The organism is Shewanella sp. Isolate7, from assembly GCF_022398425.1.
Classification (GTDB): domain Bacteria; phylum Pseudomonadota; class Gammaproteobacteria; order Enterobacterales; family Shewanellaceae; genus Shewanella.
In genome coordinates this window covers 1-23,233 of record NZ_JAKEVJ010000019.1, presented here as the reverse complement: position 1 = coordinate 23,233, position 23,233 = coordinate 1, and the positions used below count along the sequence as shown (strand labels likewise).

Annotated in this window: 21 protein-coding genes and 1 pseudogene; 4 read left to right on the top strand and 18 right to left on the bottom strand. The window is 51.4% G+C overall.

Annotated features, from left to right (window positions below):
- Positions 1–68: 68 nt before the first annotated feature.
- Positions 69–1,115 (top strand): TMAO reductase system periplasmic protein TorT, encoded by a 1,047-nt coding sequence (gene torT, locus L1D47_RS06645; protein ID WP_239883355.1) that lies wholly within the window; start codon positions 69–71, stop codon positions 1,113–1,115.
- On the opposite strand, the gene torR is transcribed toward torT, so the two are convergent.
- Positions 1,099–1,824 (bottom strand): two-component system response regulator TorR, encoded by a 726-nt coding sequence (gene torR / locus L1D47_RS06640; RefSeq protein ID WP_239883288.1) that lies wholly within the window; start codon positions 1,822–1,824, stop codon positions 1,099–1,101. The genes torT and torR overlap by 17 nt on opposite strands.
- Before the next feature lie 550 nt (positions 1,825–2,374).
- On the opposite strand from torR, the gene L1D47_RS06635 reads away from it, so the two are divergent.
- Positions 2,375–2,743 (top strand): PilZ domain-containing protein, encoded by a 369-nt coding sequence (locus L1D47_RS06635; protein WP_041509120.1) that lies wholly within the window; start codon positions 2,375–2,377, stop codon positions 2,741–2,743.
- A 164-nt stretch (positions 2,744–2,907) separates the two neighbouring features.
- On the opposite strand, the gene L1D47_RS06630 is transcribed toward L1D47_RS06635, so the two are convergent.
- A complete protein-coding gene (locus L1D47_RS06630; RefSeq protein WP_239883286.1) occupies positions 2,908–3,429 on the bottom strand; it encodes an N-acetyltransferase in 522 nt (173 codons plus the stop codon).
- A 276-nt stretch (positions 3,430–3,705) separates the two neighbouring features.
- The gene (gene radA, locus L1D47_RS06625; RefSeq protein ID WP_041509118.1) at positions 3,706–5,079 is read right to left on the bottom strand and encodes a DNA repair protein RadA; all 1,374 of its coding nucleotides are present in this window, start codon (positions 5,077–5,079) and stop codon (positions 3,706–3,708) included.
- A gap of 335 nt (positions 5,080–5,414) precedes the next feature.
- Between radA and L1D47_RS06620 the strand changes: the two genes are divergently transcribed.
- Positions 5,415–7,808: a PilZ domain-containing protein gene (locus L1D47_RS06620; RefSeq protein ID WP_239883283.1), complete on the top strand. Its 2,394-nt coding sequence runs from the start codon at positions 5,415–5,417 to the stop codon at positions 7,806–7,808.
- Between the two features lie 6 nt (positions 7,809–7,814).
- Here L1D47_RS06620 and L1D47_RS06615 read toward each other — a convergent pair whose 3' ends face one another.
- Together L1D47_RS06615 and serB are read right to left on the bottom strand one after the other, a co-directional pair.
- A complete protein-coding gene (locus L1D47_RS06615) occupies positions 7,815–8,741 on the bottom strand; it encodes an alpha/beta hydrolase (RefSeq protein ID WP_239883353.1) in 927 nt (308 codons plus the stop codon).
- 239 nt (positions 8,742–8,980) lie between these two features.
- Positions 8,981–9,964 carry a phosphoserine phosphatase SerB gene (gene serB / locus L1D47_RS06610; protein WP_239883281.1) on the bottom strand — a complete coding sequence of 328 codons (984 nt, stop codon included), beginning with the start codon at positions 9,962–9,964 and terminating at the stop codon, positions 8,981–8,983.
- A 42-nt stretch (positions 9,965–10,006) separates the two neighbouring features.
- On the opposite strand from serB, the gene L1D47_RS06605 reads away from it, so the two are divergent.
- Positions 10,007–10,798, top strand: a complete 792-nt coding sequence (locus L1D47_RS06605) for an AhpA/YtjB family protein (RefSeq protein ID WP_239883279.1) — start codon at positions 10,007–10,009, stop codon at positions 10,796–10,798.
- Positions 10,799–10,942: 144 nt separating this feature from the next.
- On the opposite strand, the gene deoD is transcribed toward L1D47_RS06605, so the two are convergent.
- The 13 genes and pseudogenes from deoD to L1D47_RS06540 all read right to left on the bottom strand — a co-directional run.
- A complete protein-coding gene (deoD, locus tag L1D47_RS06600) occupies positions 10,943–11,653 on the bottom strand; it encodes a purine-nucleoside phosphorylase (RefSeq protein ID WP_041509114.1) in 711 nt (236 codons plus the stop codon).
- Positions 11,654–11,763: 110 nt separating this feature from the next.
- Positions 11,764–12,981 (bottom strand): phosphopentomutase, encoded by a 1,218-nt coding sequence (locus tag L1D47_RS06595; protein ID WP_239883277.1) that lies wholly within the window; start codon positions 12,979–12,981, stop codon positions 11,764–11,766.
- A gap of 11 nt (positions 12,982–12,992) precedes the next feature.
- Entirely contained in the window at positions 12,993–14,324 is a 1,332-nt protein-coding gene (gene deoA / locus L1D47_RS06590) for a thymidine phosphorylase (protein WP_239883276.1), read from the bottom strand.
- Between the two features lie 157 nt (positions 14,325–14,481).
- Entirely contained in the window at positions 14,482–15,255 is a 774-nt protein-coding gene (gene deoC / locus L1D47_RS06585; RefSeq protein WP_041509112.1) for a deoxyribose-phosphate aldolase, read from the bottom strand.
- Between the two features lie 452 nt (positions 15,256–15,707).
- Positions 15,708–16,547, bottom strand: coding sequence for an outer membrane protein OmpK (locus tag L1D47_RS06580; protein ID WP_239883271.1), 840 nt, complete (start codon positions 16,545–16,547; stop codon positions 15,708–15,710).
- A 341-nt stretch (positions 16,548–16,888) separates the two neighbouring features.
- Positions 16,889–18,148, bottom strand: coding sequence for a NupC/NupG family nucleoside CNT transporter (locus L1D47_RS06575; RefSeq protein ID WP_041509111.1), 1,260 nt, complete (start codon positions 18,146–18,148; stop codon positions 16,889–16,891).
- A 177-nt stretch (positions 18,149–18,325) separates the two neighbouring features.
- Positions 18,326–19,153, bottom strand: coding sequence for a TatD family hydrolase (locus L1D47_RS06570; RefSeq protein WP_239883269.1), 828 nt, complete (start codon positions 19,151–19,153; stop codon positions 18,326–18,328).
- Positions 19,140–19,394 carry a hypothetical protein gene (locus L1D47_RS06565; RefSeq protein ID WP_041509110.1) on the bottom strand — a complete coding sequence of 85 codons (255 nt, stop codon included), beginning with the start codon at positions 19,392–19,394 and terminating at the stop codon, positions 19,140–19,142. The genes L1D47_RS06570 and L1D47_RS06565 overlap by 14 nt, the downstream gene beginning before the upstream one ends.
- Positions 19,395–19,531: 137 nt before the next feature.
- Complete coding sequence (gene prfC, locus L1D47_RS06560; protein ID WP_239883268.1) at positions 19,532–21,112, bottom strand: peptide chain release factor 3; 1,581 nt, start codon at positions 21,110–21,112, stop codon at positions 19,532–19,534.
- A gap of 174 nt (positions 21,113–21,286) precedes the next feature.
- Positions 21,287–22,177, bottom strand: a complete 891-nt coding sequence (gene nlpI / locus L1D47_RS06555; RefSeq protein ID WP_239883261.1) for a lipoprotein NlpI — start codon at positions 22,175–22,177, stop codon at positions 21,287–21,289.
- A 143-nt stretch (positions 22,178–22,320) separates the two neighbouring features.
- Positions 22,321–22,524 carry a transposase gene (locus tag L1D47_RS06550; protein WP_275661400.1) on the bottom strand — a complete coding sequence of 68 codons (204 nt, stop codon included), beginning with the start codon at positions 22,522–22,524 and terminating at the stop codon, positions 22,321–22,323.
- Between the two features lie 42 nt (positions 22,525–22,566).
- Positions 22,567–22,959, bottom strand: coding sequence for an IS200/IS605 family transposase (gene tnpA / locus L1D47_RS06545; RefSeq protein ID WP_239883351.1), 393 nt, complete (start codon positions 22,957–22,959; stop codon positions 22,567–22,569).
- Between the two features lie 113 nt (positions 22,960–23,072).
- A pseudogene (locus L1D47_RS06540) lies at positions 23,073–23,233 on the bottom strand (IS5/IS1182 family transposase); the annotation flags it as partial.

The following is a 23,233-nucleotide window of genomic DNA, read 5'->3' as shown; positions in this document are numbered from 1 at the left end:
CTGAGTGCCCCGTGGTGAAGCATAATAAATCTCCCTTTTTCAGCGCCTTTTGTCTTTGCCTCTATGGCCTGACGATCTCCGCCTGTTTGGCAATATCGGCACACGCCTACGCCGCAGATATCTGGTCACTGCAGCAGCGCAGCCCCTATAACGCCAAGCTTCAGCAGGTCGAAACGCTCACCTATCGCCCCCTGGACACGACCAAACAGCCCTGGCGACTCTGCGCCCTGGTTCCCCACCTCAAAGATGCCTATTGGATAGGCATAGACTATGGTCTGGTCACCCAGGCCAGACGATTGGGCGTGGCCCTGGAGCTGTTTGAGGCCAGCAGCTACTATGGTAAGGCCAAACAACTGGAGCAGCTCGAGCACTGCATGGCCGGCAATTTTGACGCCATCTTGCTGGGCACAGTGGATCCCGAGCTACTCAAGCACTATCAGGGGCAGATCGGCAAGCCCATGCTGGCCTTGGTAAACCGACTCGACAGCCCGCTGGTAAACACACGCATTGGCGTCAACTGGTATCAGATGGGATGGCATGCCGGCGACTATATTCGCCGTACCACCAAAAATAAGCCCGCTAAGCTGGCACTGCTGCTCGGCCCAGAGAAGCTGGGAGGCAGCACCTGGGTGGAACAAGGGATCATGGCGGCACTCAAGGGCAGTCGGGTAACTATCTCCTCCAATCGCCATGCCGATAACAATCGCGCGCTCTATCGGGATCAGCTGCATCACCTGCTCAAAGATCACACCCCCGACTATATTCTCGGCAGCGCCGTGGCCATCGAGGCCGCCATCGGCGCCCTGGCACAACAAGAGACAGCTCAAGACGTTGCGCTGGTGAGCAGCTATCTCTCTCCCGCTACTCTGCGCGGCCTGTATCGCCACAGGGTGTCATTCAGCAGTGACGATCAGGTGGTATTACAGAGTAAGCTGGCAATAGATGTGGTGGTGCGGGAACTCGAGGGCGCCGCCCCCTTTGGTGATATCGGCCCCAGGATAAAGGGGCTCACGCCTAAAAATAGCCAGGTGAAGCAGCTGACAGACAGCCTGGCGCCGGCGGATTTTTACCCCATCTACCGGGTCGAGGCGCCCGGGGCTAATCCTCAACCTTAGCGGCAAACAGATAACCCTCGCCGTGGACGGTCACGAAGAGCTCGGCATTTAGCTTGTTACGCAAACGGCGAATGATCACGTCTATGGTTCTGTCATTCACATCCTGATTGCGATGACTGGTGAGCTGCATCAGACGCTCACGGCTTAGCACCTGCTGTGGATGCAGCACAAAGGCGCTCAGCAGTTCAAATTCGGCCTTGGTCAGCTTGATCACCTCATCGCCCAGGGAAAGCTTACGGCTGTTAAGCGCCAGGCAGTAATCTTCAAATTCGATGAGATCGTCGCCGCGTTCGAGCTCGGCGATGGTCTGCTGCTGCGCCTTCTTCATCAGAGAGATGCGCCAGAGCAGGTTCTTGACCCGCACCAGGAGTTCGCGCAGCTCAAAGGGCTTAGTCACATAATCGTCCGCGCCCATCTCCAGCCCGATGATCTTGTCGATCGCCTCATCACGTCCCGTCACCAGGATGATCCCAACATCTGAGCGACTGCGCAGTTCTCGCGTCAGACTAAGGCCATCGACACCGGGCAGATTGATATCCAACATCACGAGATCGACATGTTGCTTACTGAATTGCTGCCACATCTCTTCACCATCGGCGGCCTCGAGCACCCGATAACCCTCTTTCTCGAAATAGCCCTTCAGACGAGCACGGATAACCGCCTCATCGTCGACCACAAGCACACAAGGTTGTAATGAAGTTAGGGCCATGACCCAGCTCCCAAACGCGTTAAATAAAGGTTAAGGCTATTATTCACAATTTTTCATAATTGCATATAAGCTTTATCTCAATTATGGGATCTGGCGCGATTTTTAGCCGCCATTGCCCCTAAATAATCACCAGCTGCGTCGCCTACCAGATTCATCACCCTAGGGCCTGTTGACCTTTTGAGAACAAATTTTGTTCTAATTGAGCACGTTCAAATCGCGACAGGAGGCTTGGAGTATAGTTATTCTACATAAAAGCCGAGTAACAAAGCGTTGAACGTGCTCAAGACGAACCCTGCGGGCAGCGACTGTATCATTTTTCTACTGCGTTATCGCTCATTGATGTAGCACACTACATTACAATCGCTCTGCCTTGTATAAAAGCGATACAGAATGCTGCAAAAATGAACGCGAAAGATAAACAGGCCCTAGGCAAAGAGATTTTGCCTCAAGTCACTAAAGCTAAATATAAATCAAGATTTTTACACTCGGGTCATGTTAGCTTATGCTTACCTTATTAACATCACGCTCACATTAGAGGCTAAGACAGCTTATGGATGAAAGGCGGCAATTTTCGCGCATCTTCTTCGATGTCAATGCGACGCTCACCCAAGACGATAAGGTATGGTCGACCACGCTCCATGATCTTAGCCTAAATGGTGCCCTGGTCGAACTGCCCCCAGCCTTCGCACCAAGCCAGGAACCGATACTCCTGAGCTTCACTCTAGAGGGCTCTGACGTAGAGGTCACCATGGAGACCCAGGTCATCCACCAAAAAGATGGCCAGCTTGGACTCGAATGCCTGCACATCGATATCGACAGCATCAGCCACCTGAGGCGCATGCTCGAACTCAACATAGGCGATGCGTCCCTGCTTGACCGCGAACTCAAGATGTTTATCGAGGTCCATGACCAAGGGTAAATCCAGCATCTAGCGGCTTTGCGGTCAATATCAATAACAGGGGACATAGCGTCCCCTTTTTAGTCTCTGCGCTGTATCAACCCTTTGGCAACGACAGGGTGATAGCCAAACAAAGAAGATTAACCCCAAGCGCGAAGTCCCGGCCTGGGGGCTGTTAATTGCGGCTATTCTCCTTTCGCCTGAAAGGCAAGGTGATAGCTCACCTCTCCCTGTGGCGTCTTACCGGCAAGCTTAAGGGCAAGAAAATACTCCTCGGGAACGCCCGGCAACACCAGTCCCGCAACAGGCGCAAAGCCAAAGCGCTGGTAAAACTTAGGCTCACCCAGCAGGACGCATCCGTTGGCCTGCGCCTTTTTTAGCGCTTCGATGCCGGCTTGCATCAACTGGCTGCCAATCCCTTTCCCCTGCATCTCGGGCAACACCGAGATGGGGCCGAGTCCATACCAGTTAGGGCAGTTCTCCGAGATGGTCACCTTTGATAGCGCCAGATGCCCCACCAAGCGTCCCTCATATTCGGCCACCAAGGATATTGCCAGCGCACCGGCTTCACGCAAGGCATTCACTATATACTGCTCGGTATGCTCTGTGTGAGGCGCATCGAGAAAGGCCGCCTCAGTCAGCGCGTAAATTTCGGCAATATCGCCCGGTGCTTCGCTACGTATTTTAAGCTGCATCTCTACCCTCATTAAATGTGTGCTAGGGCCTGTTGACCTTTTGAGAACAATTTTTGTTCTAATTGAGCACGTTCAAATCGCGGCATGAGGCTTGAAGTATAGTTATTCTATATAAAAGCCGAGTAACAAAGAGTTGAACGTGCTCAAGACGAACCCTGCGGGCAGCGTCTGTATCATTTTTCTACTGCGTTATCGCTCATTGATGTAGTGCACTACATTACAATCGCTCTGCCTTGTATAAAAGCGATACAGAATGCTGCAAAAATGAACGCGAAAGATAAACAGGCCCTAGCTAATCAGCTCTAGCAGCTCGTGAATCGTCTTAATCGGATTGATCTTGGCCCCCAGGCCTTCCATCGATTTATGATAGTTGCGATAGGGAATAAAGATCTCGGTAAAGCCGTGCTGCACCGCCTCTTTCACCCTGGGCACGCCGCTGTCGATGGGGCGCACGTCGCCGTTGAGGCTCAGCTCCCCCATGATGCAGGTAGTGCGCGGTACCACAAACTCGTTAAGGCTGCTCAGCAGTGCGGTGACCAGGGCCAGGTCGATACAGGTCTCAGACTCGTCTATCTTAAGTCCGCCCACCAAGTTGAAATAGGTATCGTGGTAGATCTTGGTACGGGTGTGCTTGCGCAAAATCCCCGTTAGCATCTTGATACGGTTCATGTTGAGCCCGACACAGACCCGCTGGGGAAACTCCCCCTCCGCCTCAGTCGTTAAACATTGGATCTCCAGCAGCAGGTTGCGATTGCCCTTGCGGATACAGGTGATGGCCGCACCGGGCGATTCGGTGCTGGAACCCGAGAGGAAGATCTCGCTGGGGTTATCGACACTGATCATGCCCCGCTCTGTCATCCTGAAGATACCGACGGTATCCACGTCGCCGAAACGGTTCTTGTTGGCTCTCAGGGTGCGTACCTGACCGTCATTACATTCCAGGTGGGTCAGGCAGTCGACGATATGGATCAGCGTCTGCGGCCCCGCAGTCTCGTTATTCTTGTTCACATGGGCCACCAGGAACATGGTGACATTGTTCTGCTTACAATATTGGGTTAGCGCCTGGGCACTGCCCTTGACCTGAGACGGTGAGCCTGGGCTGCCGTTGGCCAAATCTGTCACCACCGCCTGAATCGAGTCGATCACCGCAAACTTGACCTGTTTGGCCTCAAGCTCGGCGATAATCGCCTCCACATTGGTCTCTGCCATCAGGTAGAGGTTTTCCTCATTGCAATCGAGCCTGAGGCGGTTTACCCGGTTCTTAAACTGTGACAGCGACTCCTCGGCGGTACAGTAGAGCGAGGGCATCAGCTGCGACATGCGTGACACCAGATCCGACAATATGGTCGTCTTACCCGCTCCGGGATCCCCCGAGATGATGTTGACCGAACCTGTGGTGAGACCGCCGCACAACACGCGATCCAGCTCACCAATGCCGGTAAGCAGCTTCTTGGCCTCGAACTCCTCCACCTCGCTGAGTTTCTTCGAGCCTCCACCGACGGCGCCTGCATAGCCAGCCACGGCGCCAGCGCTCGACTTGGCCGGCGCCAGTCTCACCTCTGAGATGGTGTTCCACTCGCCGCAGGCGTTACACTGCCCCTGCCAGCGGGGAAAGTCCTGACCACATTCGCTGCACACATATGCTGTTTTATTCTTCGCCATAGCTTAACTGTTTTGTCTTCTCATTAATCTCGCCGCGCCCGTCATCTACATCTGCCTTCTCGACTCACGAATCTAAGGGTCGCACGCTTCCATGGGGGCATTCTACATGAGTATCTTAAGCGGCTGTAGTCTACTTGCCCCTATCTCCCATCCCTCTGGGGAAGAAAATGATTCCCACAAGGAAGTCAAAATGCCTTACACTGCCCCTAGGGATTTGTCTCTCACAGAGAGGGCAAATTGTGTTGAATAAACAAAAGGCTATCAAGTTTTTGCCCGAGCCGCCGACACTAACAGATAAGCCGCGCCGTCAACTTTGAGTCGAAAAGATATAATCCATGAGTCTAGAGCAACATAAGGCATTGATCGAACAGCTAAAACCCCTCCTGATGGAAACCAATTTCCAGGAGCTGTTTGATCATCTGACTGCCAGCGAGTCCAATTCGACCCGTTTTCTGCTCAAGATGGAACTCAACCGTCTCTCCTCTCCCTGCACCCGGGTGATCGATCTCAGGGACAGGTCCGAACTACCCTGTGCGCCCTTCAACAGCGGCGCCCAGACCCACTTTATCGACGCCCCGGCTAAAGAGAACTTTACGCAGGCACTGGCACTGTATCAGGGGCAATACACGCTAGGGGTGTATGAGCAGGTCATCGAGGGACATAAACTGCGGCGACAACGCACACGCGAAGGCGAAGCTCAGGGCGATAGCGCCCTCACTCCCTATGTGGCCAGCGGTGCCATCTTAGGCAGCTACTTTAATCGCGCCGAAGAGCGGATGAACTATGCGATCCGCATCGGGGTGTTGCAGCCGGGTCGCAGCGAGATAAAGGGGATCACTGTCGATCTCTCGGTCGGCGGCGCCCGTATTCGCTTACCTGTCGACCATGGCCTCAACCCAGAGCAACCGCTCATCGTCAAACTGCTGGAGCTGAGCGCCGAGTACTATTTCGATGATCTGCAGAAAGGGGTCGAGTATCAGGTGGTCGACGTCGAGAGCAACCATGGATACTGTTGGATGCGCCTGAAACGCACGGGTGGCAGCTATGCCCTTGCCGATATGTTGGCCAACCTGATCCAGGGCTATAAGTTTCGCTACAAGGTGGATATCAACGACATACTGGTGACCGCCACGGGGCTGGGCTTCGAGCGCCACTATCTGCCCCATCTACCTCATCTGCCCCTATATGTAGAGCAGATTGATGGTCAGTCCCGTGTGACCCATAAGTTGCTGAGCCGCGACAACCAGAAGCTTCAACAATATTTTGTCGATGAGAAGTCGGTCAGTCAGCTCGGCGGCATGTTGACCCACGAGCGGCTACAGGCACTATTTAATGCGCCGCAAGACCCTGACCACAACCTGTTTTTCTGCTTTACCTTTCAGGCCCAGGGGGCGATCTTCTTCTATTCCGCCAGTCTCGCCGAGCTAAAACAGAGCGATCTGCTTGGCCTCTTCCTGCGCTTTGGCACGACCAAGGCCAGCTGGCGCATCTTCAAGCTAGCCTGTCATGAGATAGACCATGAGATCTCCTATAAATCCAGCGTCTTGCCCGGTGATTCGAGCTATTACGCCTCGCTGACAGAGGCCCAGCTCAAGTGCTTCACCCATGTGCTGCAGCTTATCGATCTCACCAACGAAGATATTTTGCCTCAGTATGAGGCCTGGGATGCCAAAGGCCATCAGGCCAACGAGCTGAAGCGTTTCGGACAAGAGAAGCTGCAGGAAGATCAGATCAAGCTGCTGTCGCTGCAATTTACCGAGCGGCGCAACGAGGCGCGCTTCTCCTTCAAGACACTGGTCACCGTCAGCCAGGGCAAGCAGAGTCACCACGGCTTTACCTTAGATATCTCGGGCAAGGGCCTGCAGGTGACCCTGGATGAACCAGCCGACTTTGATACCACGGCTCCTGTCATGGTCGCCTTTCCCAAGCTACAACATCTGGCGGGTAAGACACGTCTGGCGCAGCTGCCCTATAGACTTATCCGCACCCGCAAGAATGGTGTCACCATACACCTGGCCGCAATGATTGGTCATACGCCCCATGTCGGCGTCGCCTTCCTCAGCCGTCTCATCGAAGCTAACCGTGACAAGCTCAGGAAGCTGACCGAAGCCAATAGCGACATGAAGGAGCTCTCAGACGGGCTGAAAAACCTGCTGATGAGGGAGTTGGCCTCTGTGCCTTACTTCATCGAGAAGACGGCAAAATCGGCCAAGTTGAGCGTATTGGGCGTGAGTAAGCACTCCAACGCCATCGCCGACCTATTTGCGGCGACGACCCAGGAGACACTTAAATACGATCTCAGCGCCCTGCTGGACAAGGGACGCCTCAAAGAGGACTTCATCACGCCTATCCGCCAGATGAAGCCGCAACATGGATTAGAGTTTTTCGAGACCTATGTGCAGATCTCCCGTCAATCTCAGGGACGAATCAAGATAAAGTGCTTGCCGCCTAAGGAGATAGGCGATGAACAGGCCCAGCTGCACTTCATCAAACAGAGTCAAAATCTGGGCCGCTTCATGGCGCTTCGCATCTACCGCGGCGCTGCCGGCAAACCGGATATCAACTACATCAGGCGCGAGCTTGAATACATAGGCCTGCATGCCCAGCACAAGGCCAAGAAGCTGGAACACTTGATGTGGCACATCATAGGCGTGGGTGAACTGCTGGATATTACCGACGAGGTGATGCTGCGCTATCCCCAGTTGCACAATGAAAATCTAGGGGCTTAATCAGCACTAGAGCGCGCGGTACCAGCTCAATACCTGGGGAAAATGGTCCCGTATGGCATCTTTATGGGTGAGCATCTCGGCATGGCCATAGTCATGCAGGTTGCCGTTCGCCTTACTGAGCAGGCTATAGGTCACCTGCTTAAGATGGCACTCCTTTATCATGCGCTGCACATCGGCAGGATTGCCCAGCACTTGGTCCCCCTTGCCGGCGATAAACCAGGCCTTAGGCCAGCCCTGTTTCGCCCTCAAGTCGCTTGCCGCCTTCGCGTAATCAACCCCGTCGTCGTGATCTATCCAGTCTCCTCTGACCCAGTCGATACTCTGGGACAGAGAGGCCTTACTCTCATTGTCCATTCCCATGCGCCAGCGATCGGCGGCCAGGTACCCATGGCCGGCAGCAATCGCAGGAGCCAGCCTGTTCCAGACCAGATCCACCATCAGCCACTTCTTGAATGAGCGTACCTTGATCGCCCGCTTGCTGCCGAAGGTCAACAGCGAGGCGACACTGGTCTGAAAGAATTCGAAACGTGCGATGGCGCTGGCCATCAGCACGCCTCCCCAGGAGTGGGCACACCAGTGCACCCTGTGTGCCTGTGGATGTTGCGACAAGATATAGTGCTGCACCAGTGGAAGCTGCTCGCGGATCACCTCGCCCTGTCCATGACTGGCGCCTGTGCTCAGCTTAGGGGTACTCATCCCCCGTCCCAGGGTGTCGAGCACGTAAACCACAAACCCCGCCTCGGCCAGGTAACAACCCAGTCCCCTGCCTTTGTCGCTATAGAAGACCCGGCCGTTAGACATGGCGCCGTGGAGCATCAAAATAGGCGGTTGGCTCATGTCGGCATCGGGCCGCTTAAGCAGACGCAGGTGGAGTTGCCCCTGATGATAGGGAATAAAACGTGATTCTTGGATCAGAGTCGACACAGAAGATATCCGAATAAAATTTGATTTAAGGTACTGACTTTAAAGGGGTAACTCAAGTACAAAGCAAGCAAAAAAACAAGCGCGGAATTGTCTTAAACATGCGTTTGAAAATAATGACTTGTAGATCAAAGATAAAAGATTGATTTTAAACGCGAGTCCTATTGAGGCTTATTCATAAATTGCCAAAATAAAAGGCCCGCATCATGCGAGCCTATCGATTCATCCTTGGCGCGAACCTGAAACCTCGCCTATGCCAGGTTAACTAACATAAAGGGCAGCACCCGCAGATCCAGCTTGGCAATCGCCGCATCGGCAGCCGCCTGCAACTTAGGCTTGGCATGGTAGGCGATGCCAAAATCGGCCGCCTGCACCATAGGGATATCGTTGGCGCCATCGCCTATGGCTAAGCGTTGGCCCACGGGGATCTGCCAGGTCTCGGCGCTGCGTAGCACGGTATCGGCCTTAAACTGAGCATCCACCACTGTGCCTATCACCTCGCCTTTTAGCTTGCCCTCGACGACCACAAGTTCGTTGGCATAGGCCGCATCTAAGTTAAGTTGCTGCTTTAGATGGCCCACAAAGGGTGTGAAGCCTCCCGACGCCAGCACCATACGCCAACCATTGCTCTGTAACTCCGTCACCATCACCTCGAGGCCCGGCATTAGCGGCAGTTGGCCGCACAGGGTATCTATGATGCCGGCATCGGCGCCCGCCAGCTTAGCCACTCGCTGTCGCAGGCTCTGCTCGAAATCAAGCTCGCCCTGCATGGAACGCTCGGTGACCTCGGCCACCGCCTCGCCAACCCCGGCCATGGCCGCCAACTCGTCGATACACTCAATCTGAATCGCCGTCGAGTCCATGTCCATTACCAGCAGTCCCGGCTGGTCCAGCCTTGGCTGCTGGCCACTAATATACAAGAGCTCAATATCGTCCCTCGCCGCCAGGACGTCGGCCAGCTTCTGCCCTGCCTGTTTATCGAGACAGAGCTCAATACAAGACAGGTCGTTTTGGCGTGTGATCACCGCAAGGCTCATCGGCTGTGCACAGGACAAAACCGCCTCGGCGATGTCACCTTGGCGCTGAGCATCCTGATAGACCAGACGCAGGCGCAAATCAGCTTCGGGGGCGCTTGCTTCCTCATGGCGCGAAAAGAGACAGCCATTCAGGGTGATACTCGCGCTAACCTCATCATAGAGCCATGAAAACAGAGGATTTTGTTGCTGATTTGCCATTAGTCGTGCGTCTCCGGGTATCGGGTTAGAAGATAATCCATTATGATTAATAAAACCCTTATCATCTTCAGGTACAAAGTGTTTTTTCTTAAAGGACTCAAAAAGACCCAAAGGCTGACACGACTGCTGCAGATCAGTGTCGCTGTCGCCCTCATGGTGGGCTTGTTCCAATTATGGGAAACTAGCCTACTACAAGGTCAACAGCTTCTAAAGTCCCAAACCCAAAAGATGGCTCGTTTATTGGTGCAGCAGACCGCCTATGGCGCCGCGCCGGCCTTGCAGTTGCAAAATGATGAGCAACTGCAGTGGCTCACCAGTGCATTGGTACTGGACCCCAAGGTGATGTCGGCCACCATCTTCAGCGAGAAGGGGCAACGCCTAGCCTTCGCGCAGAGCGTCACCGACGAGCCGCTCGAGCCTGAATCGGAAGAGCTAAGGGCCCTACTGGCACCTTACCCCCCCTATGTCGAGGCCGTACTCCAGGATGATAAGAACCTTGGCTATATCGAGGTCAGGTTAGTGCCGCAGCGCTTCTTCAACGAGATCAAGGAAGCGCACCAGCTCAACATGGAACAGCAGCAGATGATGTTAATCATCGCCGGGCTCATCGGCATGCTGCTCTCCCGTGCCCTCTCCTTTAAGCGAGCCGACTTCGAGCGTCGCAAGACTAAGAGCAGACTCGGTGAGAAGATAGCCGCCACCCTAGGCACAGATAAGGAACAGGAATACGATGATGCCGAGCTCTCCTCAGACGCTGCCGATGATACCGACCACGCTCAAAAAGGCGCATCTAAAAACGGCGAGAAAGATGACGGCGAAGCAAATGCCAGATAAACGAATGCCCGAAAACCAATAAAAGAGAAGAAGCAGGCGAGCCTGAGCAAACTCCAGCGAGGTACAAGCGTCATTAGGCAAGTTGACCACAGATATAAAAAAACGGGCCGATTGGCCCGTTTTTACTCAACACTAGCGTGATAATTACAGAGTAATTGCCGCTTCCAGTGTCATTTCGATCATCTCGTTGAAGGTGGTTTGACGCTCGTCAGAAGAGGTTTTTTCACCGGTACGGATATGGTCAGATACTGTTACCACACATAGCGCCTTAGCACCGAACTCTTTAGCAACGCCGTATAGGCCGGCAGCTTCCATCTCGACGCCTAGCACGTCCATCTTTTCCATCACGTCGAACATTTCTGGATCTGGCGTGTAGAACAGGTCGGCAGAGAACACGTTACCTACGCGGTACTTAGTGCCCTTCTCTTCGGCAGCCTTAACTACCGCGCTCAGCAGACCGTAGTCACAGATAGCTGCGAAGTCTTGGCCCTTGAAACGTAGACGGTTAACTTGTGAATCGGTGCAAGCACCCATACCGATGATCACATCACGTACTTTAACGTCTGTGCTGATCGCACCACAAGTACCTACGCGGATCAGGTTTTTCACGCCGTAGTCTTTGATCAGCTCAGTCGCATAGATAGAGCAAGAAGGGATACCCATACCAGAACCCATTACAGAGATACGAACGCCTTTGTAAGTACCGGTAAAGCCTAGCATGTTACGTACGTCAGTGACCTGCTCAACATTCTCTAGGAAAGTTTCAGCAATGTACTTGGCACGCAGTGGATCGCCTGGGAAAAGCACTGTATCAGCGAATGCACCGTCAACAGCATTAATATGTGGTGTAGCCATCTATATAACCCCTATTTTTAGACTTAAGTCTTTTTCTAGTAGCGGTGGCCCAATTTAAGCCACCAAATCATAATATTGTAGCAGGATGACCTTAAGTCATCCTTATTTGCCTAGGCGACGAATGACTCGCCGTACTCCATAGGCTCAAGGCCGAAGTAGCTGGCAATGCTCTGACCTATATCGGCGAAGCTATTGCGACGACCCAGTGAACCAGGTGCTAAACCTGCGCCATAGGCCAATACGGGCACGCGCTCACGGGTATGGTCTGTACCCTGCCAGGTTGGGTCACAACCATGGTCTGCGGTCAGCAGTAGAAGATCGTCTTCACCTAGCAGTGCAAACATCTCTGGCAAGCGGGTGTCGAAATACTCCAGTGCACGGGCATAACCAGCGATGTCACGGCGATGGCCATAGTGAGAGTCGAAATCGACGAAATTAGTGAAGACTATGGTACGGTCGCCAGCCTGTTTCACCTGCTCAAGCGTAGCATCGAACAGGGCTTCCAAACCTGTGGCCTTCACCTTCTTGGTGATACCGCAGTGAGCATAGATGTCGGCAATCTTACCCACACTCACCACCTCACCGCCGGCTTCTTTCAACTTATCCAGCACTGTCTTTGATGGTGGCTCGACCGCGTAGTCTTTGCGGTTACCGGTACGGGCAAAATCGCTCGGGCCTGTGCCAACGAATGGGCGAGCGATAACGCGGCCGATGTTGTAAGGCTCAAGTTCTTCACGGGCGATCTGACACAAGGTGTAGAGGTTATCCAAACCAAATGTCTCTTCATGACAGGCGATCTGGAATACAGAATCGGCCGAGGTATAGAAGATAGGCAGACCAGAACGCATATGCTCTTCGCCCAGCTCTTCGAGAATCGCCGTGCCTGAGGCATGGCAGTTACCCAGGAAGCCAGACAAACCAGCGCGCTCAAGGATCTTATCTGTCAACTCTTTAGGGAAAGAGTTCTTCAGGTCGCTAAAGTAACCCCACTCGTACAGTACGGGCACGCCCGCCATTTCCCAGTGACCACTCGGCGTATCTTTACCCGAGCTGAGCTCATCGGCATGACCGTAGGCACCGATCACTTCGACATCGTCACCGAAGCCTTCAGCAAAGCTGCCTGTGCTCTCTTTAGCGGCCATTGCCAGGCCGAGTTTAGCCAGGTTAGGTAGCTTAAGCGGGCCTTCGCGACCTTCGTTTGCCTTGCCTTCGGCACACGCCTTAGCAATATGACCGAAGGTGTTTGAACCTGTGTCGCCAAAGGCTTCAGCATCTTTTGCTGCACCGACCCCGAAGGAGTCGAGCATCATAATGACAGTTCTTTTCATCTTTTACTCTCCTAGAGATCTGACTGACGAATGTAACGATAGATCTCTGGTGTTTTCTCTGGCGCTTCATCGCCAATGTGAATCGCTTTCTTCACGGCTGCCACCGCTTCTTCGAAGGCGCTTTCAGATTGCGCATGAACCATGGCAATCGGCTTATCTGAGGTGATCTCATCGCCCAGTGCACAGACCTGGGTCAAGCCCACGCTGTAGTCTAAGGCATCACCTGGCTTACGACGTCCACCGCCTAGGGTCACCACCGCAAGACCAAGCTCACGGGTATCCATAGAGGTTGCAAAACCACTCCGATCGGCGTAGACAGGACGAATGATCTGCGACTGTGGCAGATACTTAGCATAGTTTTCGATAAAGTCTGCTGGGCCACCCAGGCCAGAAATCATCCGACCAAAGATATCGGCAGCCTTACCGTTATCCAGCACACGATTGAGCTTGTCACGCGCCTCGGCTTCGTTAGCGGCCAAGCCACCTAACTGTAGCATCTCGGCACACAGACCCATGGTCACTTCATACAGACGTGGGTTACGGTAGGCACCCGTGAGGAAATCAACCGCTTCCTTCACTTCCACCGCATTACCCGCACATGAGGCCAGCACCTGGTTCATGTCGGTCAGCAGCGCAGTTGTCTTGGTACCTGCACCATTTGCCACGGCGGTGATACTGCGAGCCAGCTCTTCAGAAGCTTCATAGGTCGGCATAAAGGCACCGCTACCCACCTTAACGTCCATGGCTAATGCATCGAGACCGGCGGCAAGTTTCTTAGAAAGAATAGAAGCTGTAATGAGAGAGATGGATTCGACGGTTGCGGTATTATCGCGAATTGAATAGAAGCGCTTATCGGCGGGGACTAGGTCACCAGTTTGACCTATGATGGCGACACCGGCTTCTTTAACGACTTTTCTGAACAGTTCGCTGTCAGGCTCTGTCTGGTAGCCTGGAATCGCATCAAACTTATCCAGGGTACCACCGGTATGGCCAAGGCCACGGCCGGAGATCATGGGCACATATCCGCCACAGGCGGCGGCCATGGGGCCAAGCATCAGACTGATCACATCGCCCACACCGCCCGTGCTGTGCTTGTCGATGATAGGGCCATCTAAGCCAAGGTTTTTCCAGTTAAGAACGGTGCCAGAGTCACGCATCGCTGTCGTCAGCGCAATACGTTCATCCATGTTCATGTCTTTGAAATAGACTGCCATACCCAGTGCAGCGATTTGGCCTTCAGAAACTGTGTTGTTAGTGATCCCTTGAACGAAAAACTGGATCTCTTGAGTCGACAACACTTCGCCATTACGTTTTTTACGAATAATCTCTTGTGCTAGAAACATGGTACTGCCTCCAAATTTGTCACAAAAATTCGTATTCGAGTGACAAACTCTCTTGTTTAACGCCAAAACCGTAATTTAATTACGAACAATATATACAAGTTTTGGCGTTATCAAATAGATTTAGATCACACTTAACTAATAAAGCTAACCGCGTCGCTTAGTAACCTTGAGGACCCTTAGGCGCTTCGGCCAATCCCAGGGTATGTAACAGGTTGTTTAGCAGGCTAGACGCTCCGAAACGGAAGGTACGTGGTGTTGCCCAGCCCTTACCAAGCAGACGCTCGGCGACGCCTAAGAACTCTTCTGCGGCTGCTGCATCACGCACACCACCGGCTGGCTTAAAACCAACCTTAGGATTCTTCTCGGCGATCACAGTCATCATGATCTCGGCGGCTTCTAAGGTAGCGTTAACTTCCACTTTACCGGTAGAGGTCTTGATAAAGTCTGCACCGGCGTCGATAGACAGCTCAGAGGCCTTACGGATAAGCGCAGGGTCTTGCAGTACGCCAGACTCGATGATCACCTTCAGCAATACATCGTCACCACAGGCTTCTTTACAGGCCTTAACCAGCTCATAACCTACGGTTTCGTTACCAGCCATCAGGGCACGGTATGGGAATACTACGTCAACCTCATCGGCACCATAGGCAACGGCGGCACGCGTCTCTAGCACGGCGATCGCGATGTCATCGTTACCATGGGGGAAGTTAGTGACTGTAGCGATTTTGATCTCTTCACAACCCATCTCATTCAGGGTCTTACGAGCAATAGGAATAAAACGAGGATAGATACAGATGGCAGCAGTGTTACCTGCAGGAGTCTTAGCCTTATGACATAACTCAATCACTTTTTGATCGGTATCGTCATCGTTCAGGGTCGTCAGATCCATCAACTCAATGGCTTTCTGTGCTGCTTTTTTTAAATCACTCATATTAGCTCTCCGAAACGTAAATTATTAATTCAGAAATAAGAAATTGACGTATGACAGCACCTAGAGTTGGCATCTTTTGATTATATTTATGGCCGGGCCTTCAGGCGTTGCCGTAAAATTGTTTTATCGGTACGACACAACAAGTTTACTAATTCAGGTATTCAATGCCCTGGTGATAACCAGCGGCGATCCTGACACAAGGGTCACGACTTGAATCCTTGAAGACCGGGAAGGGGGAACTAAGTAATTATACTTTGTAGAGTAGTGTTCCAGCCTTTCCGCGAAAAATCCTTTTTAGCGCGTAAAACTACTAACCTTTATGTAAACAAGCTCTATTAATATAGTCCATGCTTAGATAAAAATTACTCACTTAGGTTAAACAATGATGACAAACCTGAGCGAGAGATTAGGAGCCGCCGGATAGCGGCTCCCAAACCTACAAAATCCTAAATTTAGAACTTGTAAGTCGCGGTGAAGTAGTGACCCCAACCAGTGGTTTCTAGGCCAACGATACCAGCGCCATCTTTTAGCAGGTAAACGTCTTTGTAGCCTTTCAGACCATAGCCAAGTGCATACTTGTCAGAGTGCCAGTACAGACCGAAGAAGGCTGCACCACCGTTGTCAGACATAGGAACGAACTCGTTACCCATATCTTCGTCACCACCGAACTGCCAATCAACATAACCTTGGAAAGATAGGAAGCTCTTGTTCTCGAAGAAGTAGAAAGGCTTGAACCAGTTAGCAGAGAACTGGTAACCGTTCCACTCTTTCTTGTTCAAGTCATAGTGAGCGTATAGGTTCATGCCAGTCTTACCTAACCAAGGCACGTTCACGTCAGCACCGATACCCCAGAAAGTCGCGTTTACGTCACCTATGCCATCTTTATTGAAAGCTCCGCCCCCCCAGTTGAACAGAGTTGAGAAGTAAACTTCTTGAACTGGGCCGAAAGACAGGTTTTTACCAGTGATCGCATCTAGAGAGAAGCGTGGGTTAAACTTCATGAACATCTTGCTGGCATCGCCAACTTTGTCGCCAGAGCTTTCGTTGCCCAGGTTGAACACGTCAACATAACCGTATAGATCAACGATACCCTTACGGCCACCGAATTCCATCTCTAGGTAGTTGTGTCCGCTCTCACCAGCACTTGGTAGCTCGTCTACAGAGTACATAGCATTGAACTGCATCCACTTGTAGTCGGTAGCGTATAGATCTGAACGTTCTGCTGCAAAAGCGCTGGTAGACATTGCTGCTACGGTAGTAGCGGCTAAAGCTAAAGTTTTAACGTTTTTCATCATCAACCCCATTATTTTATGGTTTTACTGCTCTTTACGAGTCAGCGTTTCTTTCTTTGTTGGCGCCGCATTTTACTCAAATTGTATTAAATCACAATATAATTAATGTAAAAATGCAAACACAATATTCTAATAATAAAACAAACTTCTGATTTATCACTGATATTGGTGTCTAATCACCTAATCGGCTGAAGTTTGTTTACACACAGCTACCCATCAACAGCAGTGATAAATAGCCATCTTGTTACTAATACGTTGAAAAATGGTTGAGTTAACGCTGACTCTGCCCTGCTGGGCAGAGTCGTCGTTCAGGGGCATCCCCCCAAGGAATTTCCTGAGACTTATAACGCTAGGAACAGACCCGCTAGCGTTGCACTCATTAGGTTAGCTAGAGAACCAGCTACTACCGCACGGATACCAAGCTTAGCTAGGTCGTGACGACGAGTAGGAGCCATTGCACCTAGACCACCCAGTAGAATCGCGATAGAAGACAGGTTAGCGAAACCACACAGAGCGAATGAAATGATTGCCTTAGTTCTGTCGGACATTACAGCGTTAGTCGCTTCAACCAGCAGACCACCATCAGCAACATCTTTCAGGTATGGAGCGAAGTTCAGGTAAGCAACGAATTCGTTAACAACGATCTTCTGACCGATGAAAGAACCTGCGATAAGGGCTTCGTTCCAAGGCACACCGATTAGGAATGCTAGAGGCATGAAGATGTAACCAAGGATCAGCTCAAGCGTGATACCTTCAGCGCCGAACAGGCCAGTTACACCACCGATAATACCGTTGATCATCGCAATCAGACCAACGAAGGCTAGTAGCATAGCACCAACGTTTAGGGCTAGGTGCATACCAGATGAAGCACCGGCAGCCGCAGCGTCAAGTACGTTAGCTGGCTTGTCAGGATCTTCTGGCAGCTCATCCATTTCATTAACAGTTTTCTCTGTTTCAGGATGCATTAGCTTAGCCATCAATAGACCACCTGGTGCAGCCATGAATGATGCAGCAACTAGGTACTCAATAGGTACACCCATCTGCGCGTAACCAGCCAATACTGAACCAGCGATAGAGGCTAGACCACCCACCATGATAGCGAACAGCTCAGATTGAGTCATAGTCGCGATAAATGGACGAACAACCAGTGGTGCTTCAGTTTGACCAACGAAGATGTTAGCAGTAGCTGACATAGACTCAGTACGGCTAGTACCCAGTGCTTTCTGCAGGCCACCACCGATGATACGGATGATCCACTGCATGATGCCTAGGTAGTAAAGTACCGCGATTAGCGATGAGAAGAAGACGATTACAGGCAGTACGTTGATGGCGAAGATGAAACCAACTTTGAAGTTAGCCAAATCGCCGAACAAGAAGCCAATACCGTTTTGGGCGTAACCGATAACGCTAGATACGCCATCTGAAACACTTTTTAGAATGTCTTTACCGATAGGTACGTACAGTACGAAACCAGCAAAGAATGCCTGAATCGCAAGTGCACCAAATACGGTACGCATGTTGATAGCTTTTCTGTTGTTAGAAAGCAAAAAACCTATCGCGAGTAGGACGACCACCCCTACTAAACTCATTAAAATATCCATTAACCATCACCCTATTGTTAATACTTTTTAATTATGTTGTTAACCAACCTTTTTCACCGACAGATTATACCCGACCGGATGGTTAAAATCGTCGTTTTGATCAAGTTTTTGAAGTTTTATTTCAAGGCGTTACAAAAAAAACTTGGTGCGATTTACATCTGTTTTTTCAAAAATAAACTAGAGGTCAAAGAGTTGCAGCGTATTTCGAAACACTTGTTCTGATACCAGAACGTTAGATTTTTTTTGCAAATTTGCGATTTTCTCAATTAGCAAATGCAAAATTAAGCCAGAACCGCCGGTTTTATCGGCAAATTGCGACTTTTTCAGCTGGTAAACCAGGGCCAAATCAGTCTCGATCACCAGATGTTCTAACGGTAACTTGACAAGCGTTTCTTGCAATTTTTTCGCCTTTTCCTCCAGTAACAGATGACCTATTCCTAGGTAACACCCCGCATCCACATAGCGCTGAGCCAACTGCATCGAGCCATAAAAGCCATGTATCACACCTCCTCTTGCCAAAGGGTAGCGTTTGAGTAACGCCAGCACCTCGTTGTGGGCCTTAACGCTATGCAGAATCACCGGCAATTCGTGTTGCTGGGCCAACTGCAGTTGCGCCTCGAAACAGGGAAGCTGAGCCTCCCAGGAAGCTTTATGTAAGGCATCTAACCCACACTCGCCGATGGCAACCAGCTTGGGGTCGTCGCCTCGCTCCTCAAGAAGTTTAGACAAGTTTTCAATATCTTGCTGCCAATCTTCAGTGCAATACCAGGGATGTATCCCGAGTCCATAATGCAAGCCATGGCGCGCCGCGATCGCCTGAAGCTTAGGCCATTGACTGGCTCTGACTCCTGGGATCACCGCATCTCGCAGGCCGGCGGCCCTGAGCCTGAGGACTAGCTGCTCACGCTCTGCGTCGAATTCGTCAAAATCCAGATGCACATGGCTGTCGATAACCGCAAGCCTGCTATCGAATGCCTTGCTATCCTGGGAATCAGCGACGCGCATCTTCAACTCTCGCCTTGGCACCTTGTGGTGCTTGCTGAGGTATTTCTGCCTGGTGAGCGGTTAATGCTGGCTCATTCAACTCATGCTCATTCAACTCATGCTCATTTAATTCAGGCTCACTTAATTCAGAGCCTCTCAATTCAGGATCACTTAATTTGGGCGCGCAGCAGCGCTGATTCTCCGGCGTTAGGCCCATACGATCACACCAGGCGATGTAGGCGCGCCACCATTTTACTATCATCTTGGCTCCTCAATTCTATGGCTCTTCACTTCTCTGGCCCCACTTCAATGGCTCCTACTTCAATCGCTTAGTTTCACTATACTGAAGGGCTCAAAAAATGTGCATAAAAAAGCAGCCTAGGCTGCTTTTTCAATCGATTAGTTCTCGCGAGTCTTGGCGAACTCTATGTCGGGATAACGTTCTATCGACAGATTGAGGTTCACCATGGTCGGCGCCACATAGGTGAGGTTGTCGCCGCCATCAAGCGCCAGGTTGTTGCTGCACTTGCGCTTAAACTCTTCAAGCTTCTTGGCATCTTCGCAGTAGACCCAGCGCGCCGTCGCCACGCTGATCGCCTCGTAGATAGCCTCGACCTTGTATTCGCTCTTAAGACGCTGCACAACCACTTCAAACTGCAGCACACCCACGGCGCCCACGATGAGATCGTTGGAGTCCAGCGGACGGAACACCTGCACCGCACCTTCTTCAGACAGCTGTACCAGACCTTTGAGCAGCTGTTTCTGCTTCAGCGGGTCCTTGAGCCTGATACGACGGAACATCTCGGGTGCGAAGTTTGGTACACCGGTAAAGCGAAGCTTCTCACCTTGAGTAAAGGTGTCGCCGATACGTATGGTGCCATGGTTATGCAGGCCGATAATATCGCCAGGATAAGCCGCCTCGGCACGGTTACGATCGCCGGCCATGAAAGTTAGGGCGTCGCTGACGTTCACATCTTTACCGATACGCACATGGTGCATCTTCATGCCTTGCTCATAACGACCGGAGCAGATACGCATGAAGGCGACACGGTCCCTGTGCTTAGGATCCATGTTCGCCTGAATCTTAAACACGAAGCCACTGAACTTAGGCTCGTCGGGCTCGACATTACGCAGATCCGATTCACGGGCCTGGGGACGCGGCGCCCACTCGACTATGCCATCGAGAATATGGTCAACACCAAAGTTACCCAATGCGGTACCAAAGAACACAGGAGTCAGCTCGCCCTTGAGGAAGGCGTCTAGATCGAATTCATGGGAGGCGCCCAGCACCAGCTCCATCTCGTCACGCAGATCCTGTGCATAGCTGCCAATCGCCTCATCCAGCTCGGGATTATCCAGCCCTTTGATGACGCGCGAGTCTTGGATGGTGTGACCCATACCGTTTTGATACAGGATCACCTCATCGCGGAGCAGATGATAGACACCCTTGAACTCTTTACCGGCGCCGATAGGCCAGGTAATTGGCGCACAGGCGATATTAAGTACGTTCTCTACCTCGTCCATCAGCTCGATAGGATCACGAATGTCACGGTCAAGTTTGTTCATGAAGGTCACGATCGGCGTATCACGTAGACGGGTAACTTCCATCAACTTGATGGTGCGCTGCTCAACACCCTTAGCCGAGTCGATCACCATGAGGCAGGAGTCAACCGCTGTCAGCGTACGATAGGTATCTTCCGAGAAGTCTTCGTGACCCGGAGTATCCAGCAGGTTTACCAGCGCCTCACGGTAGGGAAACTGCATCACAGAGGTGGTAATAGAGATACCACGATCCTTCTCCATCTCCATCCAGTCAGACTTGGCATGTTGTCCCGACTTCTTGCCCTTTACCGTGCCCGCCTTCTGCAGCGCCTGTCCGAACAACAAGACCTTCTCGGTGATAGTGGTTTTACCCGCATCCGGGTGCGAGATGATGGCGAAAGTACGACGCTTGTCGACTTCAACTGTATAGCCTGACATGATTACCTGCGAATTTGATGGAGTGTTAAAAGCGGGCAATTATAGCGCCAAGCTTATCCTATGGCTAGTTTGGCGACCCGGAACTGGGCGCTTGTGTGGCGCCGACAGATAAAAACGAAAAGGCCCGCCAATGGGGCGAGCCTCAACAAACGATAATATAACTTACGTTCGGCATTAAGGCTGAGCGATGAGTTCATCTATCTTGGCTAGCTCGACTCTGGCATACCTATGTTCGACGAAATCATAGATGTTGGTCGCCAAGGCCAGGCGGAAGTAATTGGCGGCATCGCTATAGTTGCCCTGCCTCTCGGCTATCTTAGCGATATAGAAATAGGCCTCGCACAGGCGCTCGGCATACTCATTGGTGTGACTCAGCCCCTGCTTAGCCACCTCAAAGACCTGCTCACGACTCACCTTGCCAAGATAAAAATCCACTAATGTGGTAGACCATTGCGAGTCGTCCAGCTTAGCTCTATTCTCGGCTAAATGATGCTTAGCCTGCTCGGCGCCCAGTTTCGACTCTGTGATATAGAGCCAGAGGGCGCGGTAACCGTCCTGCTCGTTGGCCCGATAGAAAGACTGCATGTCGGCCACGGCCAGCTCGTCTCGCTGACCATAATAGAGGGCGATGCCACGATTGAGATAGGCATAGTCATAATCGGGGGAGAGCTCGAGCACGGCATCGAAAGCCTCATAGGCACTCTCAAATTCCCCTTCCTGGGTGTAATAGATGCCGATAAAGTTATAGGCGTCGGCCAGATTAGGCTGCAACTTCAACGACTGGTGAAAATCGATGCGACTCAGGATGCGTAGTCCGACACTGTCGTAGATCACCCCACGGTCATAATGAAAACGCGCACGCTGCTCTGGGGTCAGTTCGGCCGAGGCCAGGATATCGTTCAATCTGGCTAAGGTAACCTCGAGCTTATAGTCAGGCATCACGGGAGCCACCATCAGCTTACCCTGCTCTGCCGTCGCCGCCGATTGAGTCGATACACATCCTGTCAGTAACAAACTTAGGCCGGTCATCACTGCCAAAGAGACCGAGCGTAATTTATGAGTCATCCATTTAACCTTTTCAGCGCTGCAATAGCCTCAATCATAGCAATACCAAATTGTGACGGCTATCTTCTATGAGAAAAAACCAGTAAAGAATCCACCTTCATAGAAGGTGGCTTTGATTGGCCCCCTATAAGGGGGCTTATTTATTAATCAACGTTCAATTGTAATTGACGCTCGGCCTCTTCCTTCTCTTGTCTGTCTTGATGCCGCACGTATCGCCTAATTATTTCCTCATTCGCTCCTACCGAATCCACAAAGTAACCACGTTGCCAGAAATGATTACCCCACAACTTCTTCTTTCTTAAATATGGATACTTCGCGAATAATCTAANTAAAGAATCCACCTTCATAGAAGGTGGCTTTGATTGGCCCCCTATAAGGGGGCTTATTTATTAATCAACGTTCAATTGTAATTGACGCTCGGCCTCTTCCTTCTCTTGTCTGTCTTGATGCCGCACGTATCGCCTAATTATTTCCTCATTCGCTCCTACCGAATCCACAAAGTAACCACGTTGCCAGAAATGATTACCCCACAACTTCTTCTTTCTTAAATATGGATACTTCGCGAATAATCTAATCGCTGTTCTTCCCTTTAATACACCTACTAACTCTGACACGCTTAAACTCGGTGGTGTACGCACAACAAGATGAACATGATCCAACTGAACGTTTAATTCGACTACTTTACATTTCTTCATGTTGCAGAAGATAAAGATACTCCGATGAACCTCTTTCCCCACGTTCCCTTTTAGGGAAACTGCGAACAAGTCCTGCAATTTAGGTATAGAGCGAGGTTTTGAGCGGCCCGCTTGATTTTTGAACGCTAACTGTTCAATTTTGGCCAATATACTGCCGTTTTACGCCGAATTTCGACCTAATTCCAGGCTGTTCCCGGATTTCAGACAGATCTTGGCTGTCGTCGTAACATCTGGTCTACTTTAAACAGGTTCGCCAAGGTGAATAGCATGGCTAACTGTGAGTCATTTTTCGTCAGCCCTTTATAGCGTGCTTTGATAAAGCCGAACTGACATTTGATGATTCGAAACGGGTGTTCTACCT

Excerpts from the sequence above, each read along its gene's own strand:
- torR (WP_239883288.1), bottom strand. The coding sequence starts at position 1,824 with ATGGCCCTAACTTCATTACAACCTTGTGTGCTTGTGGTCGACGATGAG.
- L1D47_RS06635 (WP_041509120.1), top strand. The coding sequence starts at position 2,375 with ATGGATGAAAGGCGGCAATTTTCGCGCATCTTCTTCGATGTCAATGCG.
- L1D47_RS06630 (WP_239883286.1), bottom strand. The coding sequence starts at position 3,429 with ATGAGGGTAGAGATGCAGCTTAAAATACGTAGCGAAGCACCGGGCGAT.
- radA (WP_041509118.1), bottom strand. The coding sequence starts at position 5,079 with ATGGCGAAGAATAAAACAGCATATGTGTGCAGCGAATGTGGTCAGGAC.
- L1D47_RS06620 (WP_239883283.1), top strand. The coding sequence starts at position 5,415 with ATGAGTCTAGAGCAACATAAGGCATTGATCGAACAGCTAAAACCCCTC.
- serB (WP_239883281.1), bottom strand. The coding sequence starts at position 9,964 with ATGGCAAATCAGCAACAAAATCCTCTGTTTTCATGGCTCTATGATGAG.
- L1D47_RS06605 (WP_239883279.1), top strand. The coding sequence starts at position 10,007 with ATGATTAATAAAACCCTTATCATCTTCAGGTACAAAGTGTTTTTTCTT.
- deoD (WP_041509114.1), bottom strand. The coding sequence starts at position 11,653 with ATGGCTACACCACATATTAATGCTGTTGACGGTGCATTCGCTGATACA.
- L1D47_RS06595 (WP_239883277.1), bottom strand. The coding sequence starts at position 12,981 with ATGAAAAGAACTGTCATTATGATGCTCGACTCCTTCGGGGTCGGTGCA.
- deoA (WP_239883276.1), bottom strand. The coding sequence starts at position 14,324 with ATGTTTCTAGCACAAGAGATTATTCGTAAAAAACGTAATGGCGAAGTG.
- deoC (WP_041509112.1), bottom strand. The coding sequence starts at position 15,255 with ATGAGTGATTTAAAAAAAGCAGCACAGAAAGCCATTGAGTTGATGGAT.
- L1D47_RS06580 (WP_239883271.1), bottom strand. The coding sequence starts at position 16,547 with ATGAAAAACGTTAAAACTTTAGCTTTAGCCGCTACTACCGTAGCAGCA.
- L1D47_RS06575 (WP_041509111.1), bottom strand. The coding sequence starts at position 18,148 with ATGGATATTTTAATGAGTTTAGTAGGGGTGGTCGTCCTACTCGCGATA.
- L1D47_RS06570 (WP_239883269.1), bottom strand. The coding sequence starts at position 19,153 with ATGCGCGTCGCTGATTCCCAGGATAGCAAGGCATTCGATAGCAGGCTT.
- L1D47_RS06565 (WP_041509110.1), bottom strand. The coding sequence starts at position 19,394 with ATGATAGTAAAATGGTGGCGCGCCTACATCGCCTGGTGTGATCGTATG.
- prfC (WP_239883268.1), bottom strand. The coding sequence starts at position 21,112 with ATGTCAGGCTATACAGTTGAAGTCGACAAGCGTCGTACTTTCGCCATC.
- nlpI (WP_239883261.1), bottom strand. The coding sequence starts at position 22,177 with ATGACTCATAAATTACGCTCGGTCTCTTTGGCAGTGATGACCGGCCTA.